The 15,659-nt window shown below is 39.1% G+C and carries 16 protein-coding genes; 12 read left to right on the forward strand and 4 right to left on the reverse strand.

The features are described 5' to 3' along the window. Nucleotides 1-83 precede the first annotated feature (83 nt). Entirely contained in the window at nucleotides 84-1,253 is a 1,170-nt protein-coding gene (locus tag ACP8HI_RS01630; RefSeq protein ID WP_438349415.1) for a YhgE/Pip domain-containing protein, read from the forward strand. Between the two features lie 148 nt (nucleotides 1,254-1,401). After that, complete coding sequence (locus ACP8HI_RS01635) at nucleotides 1,402-1,992, forward strand: TetR/AcrR family transcriptional regulator (protein ID WP_438349416.1); 591 nt, start codon at nucleotides 1,402-1,404, stop codon at nucleotides 1,990-1,992. 138 nt (nucleotides 1,993-2,130) lie between these two features. Here the strand turns inward: ACP8HI_RS01635 and ACP8HI_RS01640 are convergent, their stop codons facing one another. Further along, nucleotides 2,131-2,532 carry a VOC family protein gene (locus tag ACP8HI_RS01640; protein ID WP_438349417.1) on the reverse strand — a complete coding sequence of 134 codons (402 nt, stop codon included), beginning with the start codon at nucleotides 2,530-2,532 and terminating at the stop codon, nucleotides 2,131-2,133. A gap of 142 nt (nucleotides 2,533-2,674) precedes the next feature. Here ACP8HI_RS01640 and ACP8HI_RS01645 point away from each other — a divergent pair, with 142 nt between their 5' ends. The 6 genes from ACP8HI_RS01645 (at nucleotide 2,675) to ACP8HI_RS01670 (ending at nucleotide 6,338) form a co-directional block, all read left to right on the forward strand. Then, nucleotides 2,675-3,343, forward strand: coding sequence for a hypothetical protein (locus ACP8HI_RS01645; protein WP_438349418.1), 669 nt, complete (start codon nucleotides 2,675-2,677; stop codon nucleotides 3,341-3,343). A gap of 447 nt (nucleotides 3,344-3,790) precedes the next feature. Further along, entirely contained in the window at nucleotides 3,791-4,204 is a 414-nt protein-coding gene (locus ACP8HI_RS01650) for a hypothetical protein (protein ID WP_438349419.1), read from the forward strand. Then, on the forward strand, nucleotides 4,197-4,415 hold the full coding sequence (locus tag ACP8HI_RS01655) for a type II toxin-antitoxin system HicA family toxin (RefSeq protein WP_438349420.1): 219 nt from the start codon (nucleotides 4,197-4,199) through the stop codon (nucleotides 4,413-4,415). The genes ACP8HI_RS01650 and ACP8HI_RS01655 overlap by 8 nt, the downstream gene beginning before the upstream one ends. 58 nt (nucleotides 4,416-4,473) lie before the next feature. After that, complete coding sequence (locus tag ACP8HI_RS01660) at nucleotides 4,474-4,878, forward strand: hypothetical protein (protein WP_438349421.1); 405 nt, start codon at nucleotides 4,474-4,476, stop codon at nucleotides 4,876-4,878. A 9-nt stretch (nucleotides 4,879-4,887) separates the two neighbouring features. Further along, nucleotides 4,888-5,397, forward strand: coding sequence for a DUF6933 domain-containing protein (locus tag ACP8HI_RS01665; RefSeq protein WP_438349422.1), 510 nt, complete (start codon nucleotides 4,888-4,890; stop codon nucleotides 5,395-5,397). A gap of 152 nt (nucleotides 5,398-5,549) precedes the next feature. Beyond that, a complete protein-coding gene (locus ACP8HI_RS01670; protein ID WP_438349423.1) occupies nucleotides 5,550-6,338 on the forward strand; it encodes a VLRF1 family aeRF1-type release factor in 789 nt (262 codons plus the stop codon). A 165-nt stretch (nucleotides 6,339-6,503) separates the two neighbouring features. Here ACP8HI_RS01670 and ACP8HI_RS01675 read toward each other — a convergent pair whose 3' ends face one another. Both ACP8HI_RS01675 and ACP8HI_RS01680 read right to left on the reverse strand, forming a co-directional pair. Further along, complete coding sequence (locus tag ACP8HI_RS01675; RefSeq protein WP_438349424.1) at nucleotides 6,504-7,784, reverse strand: GHKL domain-containing protein; 1,281 nt, start codon at nucleotides 7,782-7,784, stop codon at nucleotides 6,504-6,506. Further along, complete coding sequence (locus tag ACP8HI_RS01680; protein WP_438349425.1) at nucleotides 7,777-8,514, reverse strand: LytR/AlgR family response regulator transcription factor; 738 nt, start codon at nucleotides 8,512-8,514, stop codon at nucleotides 7,777-7,779. The genes ACP8HI_RS01675 and ACP8HI_RS01680 overlap by 8 nt, the downstream gene beginning before the upstream one ends. 218 nt (nucleotides 8,515-8,732) lie before the next feature. On the opposite strand from ACP8HI_RS01680, the gene ACP8HI_RS01685 reads away from it, so the two are divergent. The 3 genes from ACP8HI_RS01685 (at nucleotide 8,733) to ACP8HI_RS01695 (ending at nucleotide 11,713) form a co-directional block, all read left to right on the forward strand. Further along, on the forward strand, nucleotides 8,733-9,644 hold the full coding sequence (locus ACP8HI_RS01685; RefSeq protein WP_438349426.1) for an ABC transporter ATP-binding protein: 912 nt from the start codon (nucleotides 8,733-8,735) through the stop codon (nucleotides 9,642-9,644). A gap of 4 nt (nucleotides 9,645-9,648) precedes the next feature. After that, nucleotides 9,649-10,446 (forward strand): ABC transporter permease, encoded by a 798-nt coding sequence (locus ACP8HI_RS01690; protein WP_438349427.1) that lies wholly within the window; start codon nucleotides 9,649-9,651, stop codon nucleotides 10,444-10,446. Nucleotides 10,447-10,807: 361 nt separating this feature from the next. Then, a complete protein-coding gene (locus tag ACP8HI_RS01695) occupies nucleotides 10,808-11,713 on the forward strand; it encodes a helix-turn-helix domain-containing protein (protein ID WP_438349428.1) in 906 nt (301 codons plus the stop codon). Nucleotides 11,714-11,876: 163 nt separating this feature from the next. On the opposite strand, the gene ACP8HI_RS01700 is transcribed toward ACP8HI_RS01695, so the two are convergent. Then, a complete protein-coding gene (locus tag ACP8HI_RS01700) occupies nucleotides 11,877-14,402 on the reverse strand; it encodes a pectate lyase family protein (protein ID WP_438349429.1) in 2,526 nt (841 codons plus the stop codon). Nucleotides 14,403-14,692: 290 nt separating this feature from the next. Between ACP8HI_RS01700 and ACP8HI_RS01705 the strand changes: the two genes are divergently transcribed. Then, nucleotides 14,693-15,463, forward strand: a complete 771-nt coding sequence (locus ACP8HI_RS01705) for a helix-turn-helix domain-containing protein (RefSeq protein ID WP_438349430.1) — start codon at nucleotides 14,693-14,695, stop codon at nucleotides 15,461-15,463. Nucleotides 15,464-15,659: the final 196 nt, after the last annotated feature.

A 15,659-nucleotide genomic window follows, 5' to 3' on the forward strand; every position in this document is an offset into this window, starting at 1 on the left:
CAGTAAAATAATTGGGTATTTTTAAACAAACGTTTGATTTAAACGATCGTTTGAAAATAAGAGTAATGAAATGAGGAAAGATAATGAAAAAAGCAATATTGGCGTATGTTAAAAAGCCCCAGACGATCCTAGCTATTGTCGTGGCTTTGATGGCACAACTTATTTTTTGTGCATTTTGGATGACGGCTTATGATGGGGTGCTAGAACGAACTAATCATTTGAAAGTTGCCATCGTCAATGAAGATGGCGAGTTCGGTCAAACGATTGTACAGCAATTACAAGGCAAATTACCATTTGAAACGATAACCATGACTCAAGAAGATGCAATTCATGATCTGAAGCAACGAAATGTTCATTTAATCGTAACGATCCCCGATAATTTTGGCCAAAGTTTACAAACGCCAGAAACGAAAGCAAAAATCTCCTACACACTCAATGAATCTAACTCGCAAATAACAAAAGGTGCCATGCAAAGCGTTGTAACGACACTTACCAATGAATTAAATCACAATGCTGCACTTCAAGGAACACAAATGGTATTAGAACAATTTAATTTGCCATCCGAGCAAGCATCACAAACGGCGCAAGGTATATTGAATAAAGTCGAAGCTGATCTACAATCGATCTATCCTGTAAATGGCATGAACAATCAAATGATTCCTATGATGCTCGTGCTGGCCTCATTTGTCGGCGCGATGTTGATGGCCATGAACGTGCATCAAGTTTCAATGACGATCGGATCTGAAATCTCGAAATGGCAGCATTTTATAGCTCGTGCACTACTCAACGTTATTGGAGCTGTCATCGTGTCGTTAGCTGGCTCTTCTTTGATTTTGGCTCTGGGCGGGCAGATGGAAAGTGGGTTTAATTCCTTCTGGTTATTCCATTTCTTAACGATCTTAACGTTCATGTTCTTCGCCCAAATGTTCCTTCTCGTTCTTGGCATGGCAGGTATGTTGGCAAATATGGCAATGCTCTCCCTACAGCTCGTCACTTCCGGAACGATCGTACCAAGAGAGATGTTAAGTGACTTCTATCAATCGTTAGGCCAATTATTGCCTGCGACTTATGCGGTTGAAGGATTAATGAATTTAGGATTCGGTGGCATCGATACGCACAAGGATGTCTTAGCCCTTCTGGTTACCTTGCTATGTAGTGTGGGTGTTGGATTGGTCGTAACGTTGATTAAAAAACAAAAAGGTTCATCTGAGTCTGTCGAACACATCAAATCAACAGAATTCTTAACAAACTAATTCAAGAAAACGTTCTGTCAGTTTCAATCAGATGTAAAGCTATACCATTTCTACTTGATTAAAATCATTTTTAATCATATGTTTAAACAATGGTTCCAGTTGAAGTAAAGTTTTTCACCTAGGGTATGAACAGGAGTTGTTGAAACGAATGGATCAAGATGTAAAAGTTCGTATTTTACTTGCGGCTAAACAATTGTTCGCTGAGCAGGGATTCGACGGAACGACGGTCAGACAGATATGTGAGAAGGCGAACGCCAATATATCTTTGATCTCGTACCACTTTGGTGGGAAAGAAAAAGTATTGCAAAACATATTCGAAATGTTTTTCCCTGGAGCAGAAATGAACACAATGGAAGAAATGGATGAACTCCTTCATGATCCGGTAATAGCCATTCAATTTATTGTGGACCAAATTATTTCTTTCAGCTATGAAGATAAACAGTTAAGCTCCATTATTAATCAAGAACTAACGATGGGGTCACCTCGTTCTGAGGTCGTTCGCTCATATATACAACCTATATGGTCTAAAGTGGATGAAATTTTAATGAAAGGAAAGATGGAAGGGGTATTTCATTTTGACTCGTTGGATCACACGTCGCTTGTTATTAAAGGGATTTGTTTATCGTATAAAAATTATCACAAGCTAATGAGTGGGGCGGCTGCTGAGAATATAAAGGATTATAACTTGATGAAACAAACGGCAATACAGTTTGTTCTAAAAGGTTTACAAGTAAAATAAAGAAGTCTAACTAGTTCATTGTCTAAATTCAAATAGGCAGGATCTTTGGTTGTTTCAACCCGAGCCCCTGCCTATTTGTTTAGAATGAACAGAAATGGATCCGATTACAGCCGATTTTTCGAATAAACCTAAGATGGATTATAAAATCTGTTCAATTTGGAGACGTTCGCCGCTGGGTCCTCTGAACATAGCAAATTTTTCACCATGGTCATACAACTTCTCGTCCAGAAGGATTTCAGTCTCAAAAGTAACCCCTTTGGATTCGAGATAGGTCTTGGCCATTCCAACATCTTCAACTCTAATTGAAAGATGATCGATGATGCCGTCTTTGCGATCTCTGCCTATAGTGGGATCTGTAAATTCAATCAACTCTATTGTGCAATTCCCATTGTTAATGAAACACATCTTCGTGCCATCTTCCCCTACATATTCACTGACAACTGCGAAACCAAGTGACTCCATATAGAACTTTTTGGATTCTACTATATCCTTGATAAACATACCCGTGTGCCCGAAGCCTAAATAAGTTAAGCTATCCATGGAAATCCTCCTTATTCCTTTGAAAGATCATACATCTAATTTTAAAATTCGACATTTCCTGACCAATCCCCTTTTTTACATCCTATAGACCTAATTTGTTGGATTGTGGTAGAATTTAGGTAATAATGTGAATGGGGGATGAATGATGGAAATTATAAAATTAATGTTGTATTTTCTTGTTCCAGCTATCATTGGAGGTACGTATCAGATGAGAAGGGTGAAGAAAAAGAAGAATATCACTTTGAATAGTCTTCAAGCGATGAAAAGGCAATTGAAGAGAATACCAACTCAAGAAATGATATCAGCCGACAATAAATACATTCTCTCGATTGATGAAAACACTCAAAAGATAAACTTCACCACAGAACAGAGTAATAAGACTTACGATATCAAGGATATTTTAGAAACTCAAATCATTAATCACGTATCGACATCAGATGAGACGACAACGAGAAAGACTAGATCTGGTGATTTGTCTTCTAGTACTATAACTCATAAAACGGTAAGTCAGATTGAAATGAGATTTACAGTCAATGATACGGAGACTCCATTTTACAGCATTTTCTTTTTATACAGTCCATTTAGTATGAAGTATGGTCATCCTTATGTAGAAAAAGCTACCAAAGAGATAAACCACTGGAATGCCATTATAAATATCATGAGGGCAGGAACAACAGAACAAGTAACACCGTCACAAATAAACAACCATGAATCCGTTGCAGATGAGTTGGTCAAAATTACAAATCTCCTACAACAAGGAATACTTACACAGGAAGAATATAATACACTTAAGGCAAAATTGATTTCTTGATTCAACGTACATAAATCGTAGATTAGTAAAAGCAGCTCATTCCTCTAGCAAGGAACGAGTTGTTTTTGTGTTTGAAGAGGAAAAGGGGATCGTGCCCCGTATATTATTCGGGTACTGCTTTAGAATGATGGCTGGAATTCTATTTAGAATAAGTATAGCGCTATAACCGAGGAAATCTTTCCTCGGTTTATTTGTGTTACACAGACTGTAACCTACCTCATGCTTTAATGGGTTTAGAAGTTAGATGAGGAGATGAATTGGATATGAAAAAGAATCTCTTGACGGCTTCGTTATTGATGTGTTCGCCGTCCTTTATCTAGTTCATCACGCCAGTGAATAGTCATCTATTTCGTGGGTAAGAATATAATATTAAATAAATGAACACTATGTACGCTATGTACACAATATATTTTGAGTGTTAATATTGGAGGTGAGGAGGGAATGCTTATGCAATCGGTTTTGAATGCAACAGAAGTTCGAGCTAATTTCGGAAGTTTTATCGATGATGTTGTTCGAGAGAAGCCTCAATTCGTGAAACGTAATCGGGATATTATAACTAGTTTTTCACTACAGCAAATGAAACAATTATTAGAAATCTATGAGTTTACTGTTGAGTTTGAAGAAGAAAAGGGAGTCTTTACAGGTTCTATCGTACAGGTTGAAGATATCGTTAGTGAAGCAGCATCACTCGAAGAACTCCGTAATGACTTAGCAGAGCAACTGGTAGATTACGCAAGTGACTTTTATGATTCATATAATGAGTATCTTGCCGCCCCCAACCGCAAAGCTCATGCACCTTATATTCTTAGGGTACTGCTTTATAATGATGTGAGTGAAATTGCTGAGTTGCTTCATGGCTAGCTGGAAAGATCTTAGAAGATACCTACAGAATGATGGTTGGACGTTCGTTCGCAGTGGTGTTGATGATATCTATACAAAGACGCTACCGAACGGAGAGATTTTGCGGAGTAGATGCTCCAAGGGGACAGGTGAAATTTCTCCAGCCTTATTTAGTAGAATACTAAAACAACAATTGAAGATAGATAAAGCAACATTCAATTCTAAAATCTAAAGCTTATTCCAACTTGAATCTATGATTGGGAATGAGCTTTTTTTCATTTCAAAAATCAATGCAGGAGAACAGCAATAACCAATCATCAGGAATTCTCGATGAGCATGATTTAGAACAGATGTTTCTTACGGATATAGGAAAAAGTCTCATTGCTTTTAGAATATATATTAATATGATGGGGATTTCCCAACGGCTTTTTTGTGTCAATGCATCTCAAAAATTTAAAGGGTATTCTAAATTAGCTTTAGCTTATAAAAGACAAAGCGTAGAAGTAGCGAACAAAGCACAGTCATTATATAATTTATCTGAAGATGTTAATTCTGACCTCATATATATGGAAGAAATAGACCAGGAAATTCTAAGCAAACTTCTCAGTTCTGAACATTCGTTGAGTCAACAAGAATTGCAAGATAAGTGGATTTACGTCGAACTCATCATTTGTAATTATTTCAGGAAAGGTTGAGGTGAAGATATGTTTATTCAATGTACTAAGAAATTATCTGATGCTATGAAAATAAAGACAAATGATATTACGCCGATCAAGCGGGAGCCGTTCTATGAGTGGCATGCCAATCTATTTATGTTTGATAGACGAAAAGGCGTTATTCTAATGAATAACCAAACTCGATACTGCATTGTATTATATGGATTAAAAGCTGAGCATTTCAAAAAGTTTGAAAGTATTGTTCTGAATGCTATACAAGAAACATTCCTAGCAGAAGGTTTCTCGAAGAATCAAGTAAATACCTATATGGCTAACTGTGGAGAAGTTATTTATACAAAGACACATGACAGAAGTATTCTAGGTCAAATCAATGACTTCCTTATCCATATATCTTGGCAGATTGAAGAGTACATACCAAGTGATCAACTGAATTTAGTGGAACTTAATAAATGGACGGGCAAATTGATGTCCGGGACACTTGGCTGTGCATACCCTATTGATTTATTAAAGAAGGAAATGAGTAGGATAGAGGGCTGAGCCAAAAGATAATCGTATGAATAATCAATTGTACAACTATCTAGCCATGGTGATCCGTAGGGTACACTTAAGGAGATACTATACTTTGCATGAAAAATGTTTCTAAATATCTTTGAAGGGTAAGTATAGGGAACGAAGGAGGCAGATAAAAGATGAACTTTGAACAAAATTTAACCATTTTAAAGAAGCGAACTTTCTCCCCCGAACGCAAGGTGTTGACCGTTTATTTAAATACAGAGCCTGAAAGAAGCCAGCAGGCTTCGTTTAAGATCAGATTGAAGAATGGATTGAATCGACTTATAGAATATACTACAGCAGAAGGTGCATTAGAAGAAAGTGAACAGCTTAGCCATATTCAGACTCTCCTAGAGAAAACCTTAGAAGAGCATCGAGTAGATTTGAAGAAAGGGCTTGTTATCGTTGCTTGTCCCTCCGAGGGTATATTATTTTTGGAGAAGCTTCAAATCTCCACTCCAAATGATTTTTATTGGCAAGAGGAACCAAATCTTGATGCACTTGATGTGATATTGAATGAATATCCTGCAGCAGGTATTATACTTATGGGCAGTGAAAGTGTGACTGTTCTAGATACGTTATTAGGCGGAATTAAGAGGGAATGGAACTACGAATGGGATATCAGCACAGAGGACTGGCATCAATATGAAGGTGTAGCTGGTTCGAGCCGCGAGGCTTCAAGAGTGACACATCGGGATAAGTTTGACAAACGAATAGATGCGAACCGTCAGCACTGGATGAAGAGGCTTGGACCCATTCTGGAACGTCATAAACAACGTAATAACTGGAAAGAGATTGTGTTGGCCGGAGAATCAGCGCTTACTGCGGAGCTAACCAAAGAATTGAATAGCATGAAGCCACGTATTCTCTCTAAGAACTTGAAGGGCATGACTAACAATCAAGTTCTGCAAGAGGTATATGCTTAAAATATAACGTTGAACTGCACTCCTTAGAATTTACATCGGTACCCTCCTATGAGGCAAACGGATGATCATTCTGAGGGGTGTATTTGTATTGAGAAAATAAGGATACAAGCTGGCTCGGTTGTCTTACTAAAGGATAGAATTTTAAAGAGTGCTATTTCTTTTTCTTTAATTTTCCGAAGTACCAATATTAAACAGGCAAATTTCAATTTTAAAAATTTGGTTTTCATAGGATATATCCCATATTCCAGCACACTCATCAACTATCTTTTTAACACTTTTTAGTCCTATTCCATGGATGTTTCCATCTTTTTTGGTAGAATAAAGATCGCCGAAACGATTTTTACGTATCTTGTGCTGATATGGATTATGTATTCTGATGAATAACGCTTCATTCAGATAATGTATCTGAAATTTTATATATGGGTTGTCGATGGCAGGTTGTTTGTTGGATTCCATGGCGTTGTCTAGTGTATTGCCCAATATTATGCTCATTACACACGCATCCAGCTCAAGATTGGGGGGGATATTGATGTCCAAGTAGAAAGAAATCCCTAATTTCTTGGCCGCGGTTTGTTTATAATTAATGATTGAATCAATGATAATGCAGCCGCTATTACAGCAAACTGAACTCTGTTCAACGACGCCAAGAAGCTGGTCCACATCTTTCAGACTAGATTCTCCGTCCCCTGCCTGCAATTGCGCACGCAACCCCAGTAGAATATTTTTGAAGTCATGCTGGAACTTGAACATTTCTTCCTGTCTTTCTTTTGTAAGTAGATACTGGTTCATATAATAGGAGTTTTGTTGTTCCAGTTGGTGATTCTTATTCTGAGCGGATTGTAAGAGCAGTACACGATTACATACGAGAATTATTAGAAAACTGATAAATAGCATTCCGCTAGAAATCACGGGATACAAGCTAGGGTACTCTCGATAGGACAAAGTGGTTGTTAGCTGAAAAATACCAAGGATGCTAATGAACGGAAAACAGAACAGTCCGATCCAGTACCATACATTCAAACTTCCGTCACCAAATGTTTTGATTAAACGCACAGAGATTTGCACCAATATAAACATTAGAAGTTTGGATAGAAAAAGAGTAGTGATATAGCCGCTGGTGGTGTAAACGGGTGCCATGGCAACATCGGAAAGTAGAATCAGGGCGACAAGAAATAACGCAGCGCCTATGCGCCATTTAGCAGGGCCTTTATAGAAAAAAGATAGCAAGACAATACTGCCTGTATTGAGGGCAAGCAGCCATAAACCGGGCAATGGACTGAAGTGTAACAGTAAAACAAACAAGTAATATGCACTATAAATTACACTGATAAACAGTTTGGATTCTAAACGGTAGATAAAGCAACGACTGTAAAAATAATGAATGACAAACGGAAGAGCTATTAGTGTAATGGCATAAAATAACTCTTCCAGAATTATATTATCCAATCAAACTCCCCCTAAATTTTAAATAACTTTTCTTTAGGGAAGCATTTTGTTTTTCGCTGATTGGTAATTCCTCCCCGGTTATTAAAATAATTTTTTTGGAAAAGATCTGTTTAACATAGAAGAAGTTCACGAGATAAGACTGGTGAATGCGAACGAATTGTTCCGAGGAAAGCTTATCTTCTTCTTCCGATAATGTGCTGTAATATTCAATCTGATCTTCTACAGTGTGGAGTACAATTTTTCTGCGGTCACTGGTCAGATACACAATATTACGGATCGGAACAAAAGTATCGCTTCCCTTCTTATGAACAGATAGTAGCTTGGGTTTGTTTTGTTGACGGATGCGCTTTACTTTGTGAATGGCGGAAATAAGCTTCTGTTCAAAGGATTTACCGTGTATAGGTTTCTTGATGAAACCCGAAGGTTGGACATCAAATAACTGCATATGATATTCTTCGTGGCTGGAAATATAAATGAGCTGAACCAAGTCGTTATGATTATTTTCTCGCAGAATATACCCCGCCTTTATTCCATCCACTTCTTTCATTTCAATATCCATGAAAATAAGATCGAAAGGACAGTCGTCTTGAATGGCTTTAGTAAAACTTTCGCCCGAGTAAAAAATGGATATGTTTATTTTCTCTGTGTTATAGATTGAACTGTTTAGTATCATGCTCTCAATGCATTCCGTTATTGGTATATCATCATCACAAATCGCGATATGTATCATTCGATCTTCTCCTTAAGGATTATAAAATAATGATACATTATTTGGGAGAATAATCAATCTTTAACCTTCTCTAACTCTCCTTTATAAGGTAATAATTACATCCATTCTCTTATTTCTTACATTTGTATTAAATTTCACAATTGACATGCTATCTTGGTATCAAAGGATTATAGCTTTGGAGTTATAGGAGTTATAGGAGTTGAAAGAGGGGTGTATAAATGAATAACACAATCTTTGAAGCAGAAGGATTATCCAAACAATTTGGAGGAGAGATGGCGCTTCAAAACATAAATATGCTGATTGAACAAGGGGATATTTATGGTTTCATTGGGGAGAATGGTGCCGGTAAAACCACGCTGATGAAAATTATAAGCGGACTGGTGTATCCAACAAAAGGTACCATAAAACTACTGGGGAAAACCGAGAAAAGGGATATTTCCGAAGTTAGGAAACAAATGGGGGTTCTTATTGAATTACCTTCACTTTATCCCCATATGAATGCGGAAGAGAACTTATGTTTTTATTGCAAGATCCATGGCATAAAAAATACAAACAGAATTAAAGAGGTTCTGAACCTGGTGTCACTGTCAGATGTCGGGATCAAAAATGCAATCGATTATTCTCTTGGGATGCGACAACGCTTGGGGCTTGCCATCGCATTACTTAATGAACCGATATTTTTGGTTCTGGATGAACCTATTAATGGTCTGGATCCCACCGGAATAGTAGAGATGAGGAAAGTATTGACCAGACTGGTCGAAGAAGAAGGAGTGACCATTCTCATCTCCAGCCACATTCTGAGCGAACTTCAGTTGCTCGCCACCAAATTTGGGTTTATCCATAAAGGCCAACTGATCAAGGAAGTCTCTGCCGAAGAACTGTTACAATCCGCAGAAACAAAAATCTCTATCAAGACTACCGATACGGCAGCGGCAATAAAAGTGCTGGAAAATGAGTTGCAAATTCATACATTCACTTTGTCGAACTCAGGAGAAATTCTAATTCCTAAAGAATTGATTGATTTAGAAAAGCTCATGTCGATATTTATCAAGAAAGACATTCCAATTGAAGGGATCAACCTGTCTACTGCAAACCTCGAACATTATTATATGGACCTGATAGGAGAATGAATCAATGAGAAACTTTCTGAATGCTGAATCTTATTATATAAGAAGGGATACTATGTTCAGAGGAATTTGTCTTCTGTTCTTGATTGCTAGTACAGTACTGGCATTTTGGGTGGGGACCAAAACCGGATTTGAGATTAATAATCTTGCAGAGCCACTAACAATGCTGACGCCATTATCTTTGTTTCTATATTTTATCATTCCAATTTACGTTTGTTTTTTTACAACCGAAGGTTTTGAATATGGCTCTATCAAAATCATCCTTGCCGCTGGTCAGAGCAGATTTACCTATATCACTGGAAAATATCTTTCCATTTTAATAGTAATCATCTGGTGGATCATTCAGTTTTTTGGACTTTTCTATATTCTGTATATGAGTGCAGCCATAATATCAGGTTCAAATATTGGCAATCAACATCTGAGAATGGATTTGATCAACGCTTTTCGTGTCATAGGATTAAATGTTCTATATTTAGCGACTTACTCCGCCCTGATCATGATGGTGGGAATAATGATTAAAAGAACAGCATCGGCGGTAGTTGCTACCTTTTTAATTATATTTGGCGACTTTATGATTAGTGGTTATTTCCGGGAAGCTTCATCTGCATGGTTACGTATGGTCTCCGACCATACCTTAACCACTCAGATTATGAAATTCTCGGGCATCTATGTTGTCAATTCACAGCATGTAGTGTTAGCTGGGACTCGGAGTTTTGTTGAAGTGATTGTTATCCCGATAATCATAATAACTATCTGTTTGGCAGTTACCTATATATCATTCGGAAAGAGAGATATCCACGCATAGCTTAAGGAGGGGAATAACAATGCGAAGAGATAGAACAACGTCCAAAACAATCTTTATTGTTGGGGCTTTAGTGGCCATTGTAATATTATGTGTTCTTTTTGTTGGTATTGATATGGGATAACCCATGTTTAAGGAATATGCCAATCGACCAGTATTTAGGGATGAATTATCTAGGGTATGACCTGTTTAGCCATGCTACAATGAATAACACGATATAGATTATATGTCTGAAGGGGCATAGTCACAGGGTCATAGGCTATCTGGATGAACTTATTTTTATATCGCTAAATGGAATACAGAGCATTTCAGGTCAAGAATTACTTTCCCTTTTGAATTAAGCTATATCCAAGGAGGTGAGAAAATGAAACAGGCTGAAATCGTCATGGCGGTGCAAAAAATGCAGGAATATATTGATGCCCATATATATGAAAGGATTACACTTAAGCAGCTCTCCAATGTAGCGGGATATTCTTCGTGGCATTCATCAAGAATTTTCAAAGATATCACTGGAAGAACGCCATTTGATTATATACGTGCTTTAAGACTAACCAAGGCTGCTCTGGTTCTACGTGATGAGGAACACAAAGTAATAGATGTTGCATTAGATTATGTGTTTGACTCTCACGAAGGGTTCACTCGTGCTTTTTCAAAAGAGTTTGGCTTATCGCCCAAAAAATATAGTCAATACACGCCGCCCATTCAACTTTTTATGCCTGAAAGAGTTTTCGATACCTACCGGGCTTTTCATAAAGGAGAGATGAATATGAGCGAGAAAAAAGAAACCAAAACAGTATTTGTACAAATTATTGAACGGCCTGCCAGAAAGGTTCTTCTTAAGAGAGGAATCAAAGCAACTGAGTATTTTGCATACTGTGAAGAAGTAGGCTGCGATGTATGGCCTATGCTAACTAGTGTTAAAGGAGCCATCTATGAACCTATTGGAATGTGGTTATCCCAGCACCTGATCACAAAGGGAACTTCCCAATATGTGCAAGGCGTGGAGCTACCGCTTGATTACAACAATGCTGTTCCTGATGGATACGATCTTATTGAGTTGCCCCCATGTAAGATGATGATTTTCCAAGGGGAGCCGTATAACGACGATGACTTTAAGGGTGAAATTGGAGAAGTCTTTAGGCATATTGAGAAATTCGATCCTACGATTTATGGATACCACTGGGCACCTGAAGTAGCACCGAGATTTCAACTTGCTCCGATGGGGTATAGAGGGTATATTGAGGCTCGACCTGTTGTTGCAGTGAATTAACTCGGGTGATGTGAGTGTAATAACTTGTTATTTTAACGGCAGCCATTTTAACGGCTGCCGTGTTGGTGTAACACCTGTGCAGAAGATCTGACTATTTATTTACCGAAGAATTTGGATATTTAAAGTGACCGTGCTAAAGAACTGACGCCATCCTCGTTACAGCCTAGTCGCCTATTGGTGTAAAGCTCTTCTCCAGAGTAATATGGGAGAACTTTGCATAGTTCAGTTGCTCAATCTCATTTGCAACATCATTGCTGTCAACGGCAAATCCGACATATACCGAACCTTGCATAACGATAGTTCGCTCGCCAATAAGCGTCCAGTCTTTTCCGTTTGTTGATCCATAAGTATAGAAAGTATCTCCCTTACGGCCAAGTTTGAGCCAATACCCTTGTTCAACACCATTAATCTTGAACGGGATATCCGATACCAGTTGAATACCGACCTTTTCAGCGGCAGAAGGGCTGTCTAAAGTTTCAGTTAATTCATCAAATTCTTTGCCCTTATGATTTCTTCCCGCCAGATAAGATGACCAGCTGGTTTCTTTAAACAACTTCACATAGGAGAGACCAAGGGCCGCGGCGGCACTGTCTTCTTTCAAGTCGTCGCGAATCATCAGTCCTGTGAAGGCGTGGTTGTCAACGGCTCCAATCTCCTCTAGCTTCGCGGTAAACTCCATATCTCCGTCCAATTCCTTATACACGAAGTGGAAGTCATCTTTGGCTGCATTGTACTCCTTTGATAATTCCGTGCTACCTTCACTCATGCCAAGCTTTCCGTTACCTTTAACGGTGATCACATCGTCAGTCATGCTTCCTGAACCTTTTACGTCCGGGTTGCCGATATCTGCCGATGTCCAGCCCTCACGAGCTAGGGTAGAGGTATTGGAATTGACATGGATGTTAGCGGCGGTGGATTGTGTCTCATTTCCTTTTGTATCCGTCACTCTTGCAGAGATATAGTGTGAAGCATCCTTTAATCCTTTGATAGTATACGTGTAAGTGCTGCCTTTCTTCACTGCATCCCCAAGATATTCGGATCCATTATATACAGCAACTTTCTGTATTTTGTGTCCGAATTTAGAAGAAGGTTTGATATTAACTTCGATCTCTTTCCCTGAATCAAATTGCGCATTATTTGCTGGTGCCAAGAGCTTAGCTTCAGGGTTCTCGGCTGCATGTTCCATATTAACAAGACCGTTAATATAAAGTTCAAGCCACGTATAACCGCTCTTAGTAACCGTCTTATATGCATCCTTGATGCCCCAGATTTTATTCTTCTTTTCCCACTTGTCGTCTATTCCATTGTGATTTGTGTCAAATTGATCATTACGCTGTTCCACGATGACGCCAAAGTCCGAGATGTATCCCCCGACCTCATGTTCAGTGTTGATATATCTTCCCAAGTCTTGCTCTACTTCCGCCACAATTCTTGCATCGATAGCGTCGCGACGTGGATAGGTAGCTCCCGACTGTTGCAGAATGCTTCTCAGTAATGGTTCATTCGCATGTTTAACGCCAGAATTAACATAATCATCAAATGCTTTATTGGTAATACCGTGATTTACTCCTGTACTGTCCGCCGAAAGATACGGTTTGGTTGCAAAGGTCGTCATTTGGTCACCGCTGTTGTCACCGGAAAATTTCACATAATCAGAGGATTTATTCAGCAATCCCGTAAGCTTCCCATTGATTCTGTTACCGGAGATGTAGAAACCACCAAGCTTCCCGGTTTCTCCTGCATCAATGACCCTGTTAGTTACATTATCCCTTGTACCTGGGCCGGCAATTTCAATATTATTCATAAAATTAGTAAAGTTAAAGCCCCCGCCATAAGTGCCGTTAAAGCCCCAGTTGGAAATTACGTTGTTGGAGAACTGAACAACCGCCACATGATCTGCATCCGCAGCACCTGCATAACCGCCGCCCAGTCTTGGGTTACGTGAGGTATGGCTCGCATAGAGATTGTGATGGAACGTGGTTTTATCCCCGCCTGTTATACCGCCATAGCCATGTCTTCCTTTGGAATGCCCGGAAAGTGTTAGACTTTCCGAAATAATAGACCACTGGATCGTACCGTTTTCGCCTCTGTATAACGAGAGGGTTTCATCCGTGTTCCAACTGAAGGAACAATGGTCAATGAGGAAGTAGTTGTTGTCCCTGCCCCAAAGCGCATCCATCGAATCGCTACCGTTATTTACATTGGTGGCACCCGGCCGGAAAGCTATATACCGAATGATGATGTTTTCCGAATTGCTGATATTGGTATCCCAACCTGCAAGGGTAATTCCGTTGCCTGGGGCGGTTTGCCCCGCGATGGTCAGGTTTTTAATATTGCTGAGCCTCAGAGTGCTCTGCAGTTCGATCGTTCCGGAAACATCAAAGATAATCGTACGCCCCTCTTTAGGCGTAGATAAAATCCCATTCCGAAGCGACCCATCAATCGGTTTGTCATTTACAGCGTAATCTTCAAGGGTTGTTACGATATATACATCGCCTCCCCGACCACCGCTGGTATAGGCGCCTCCACCTTCCGCACCCGGAAAAGCAACGATTGAGGTACCTGATAAAGTCTGTTCTCCATCTGTCTGTCCTGAGGCATCAAGAGGCTGGCTACCCAAGAGTGAAAGCGCTACCGAAACACTCAGAAAAACGCCTAGAACCTTGCTGAATCTGTTACTTTTCCTCATCTTTTGACGCATAACATGAATACAGCCTTATCGCTCGATTGTGATCCTGTTATACTTCCTCCTCGCAGTGAAATGTTGTTGGTAAGCACGTGATCCTTGCTTCCTTTATCTGAAACAAGCAGCCTACTGTTAATACTTTAAATCGTTTAGGGAATATTTACCTGCCAAAAAAAGTTTTTTTTGTGCCAACTATTGCTTTTGGTTCATGCGCAAAGGGGAAACTCCATGTTATGTTCTTAGTATTGTAGAAACTTTACTGCTTGGCATTCCATGATGATAGGGAGGAAGATATGAATATTAATTATCAGCATCGTGATCAGGCTTTTCATTCCTTTATTTCTACCAATAACACCTATCCGCTTCATCTACATAAGAATGTAGAGATGATGATGGTTTTGTCCGGCACAATTAATATCAACATCAATGGAAAAGATTATGTTTTGTCTGAAGGAGACATGGCGATCATTTTTTCCAATCAACCTCACAGCTACAACACCATAGAGAAGAACCAGATCCTGCTGATCTTTTTCGATGCCACATTTCCGGGAGATTTGCTTAATCATGTCCCGGACAAGCCTGTAATCCCCAAGCATCAGGTGCTTCCAGGCCTCCTGACAACCTTGTATAAACTATATAAAGAACAATGTGACAATCGTTTACTCAAGGCTTACACCTCTGTCATATTAGGGCACGCTCTGCCGTTATTGTTAATGAAAAAAGTAGACTACAAGAAAGAAATGGATCTCATCCCCAAAATACTTGCTTATATCGACCTTCATTTTTTAGATCACATCAACCTGGATGCGCTTTCAAGAGAGCTTGGTATCAGTAAATTTATTATTTCTCGAATCTTTTCTGAGCAGTTCCACATATCATTTCGAGATTACATCAATGGGCAGCGGGCAGCCTTTGCCCACATGTTGCTGTTATCTACTACCCATCAGGTCACCGATATCGCGTTTGATTCCGGATTCAACAGTTTGCGCTCATTCTATCGTGTCTTTAAAAAGGAATATGGGATAACCCCTAATGAATTCCGCCGAAAAGTATCAGAGGGGTGAAAATTAAATCTGCAGTTACTGTAAAAAGGAAAAAGGAAAAAGTAAAAAATGAACAATTTGAATTTAGGGCAAATCTTTGAACTGGAATACTTAATGCACCTCCCGTAATTTTTACAAAGATTTAGAGTTACATGCGATATCTTCCATAGAGTGATTTCGCAGGGGTGTTATAATAGGGCAAGACTACAGAGCAAAG

The sequence above is a fragment of the Paenibacillus sp. FA6 genome (assembly GCF_051550225.1).
In the GTDB taxonomy this organism is placed as follows: domain Bacteria; phylum Bacillota; class Bacilli; order Paenibacillales; family Paenibacillaceae; genus Paenibacillus_AQ.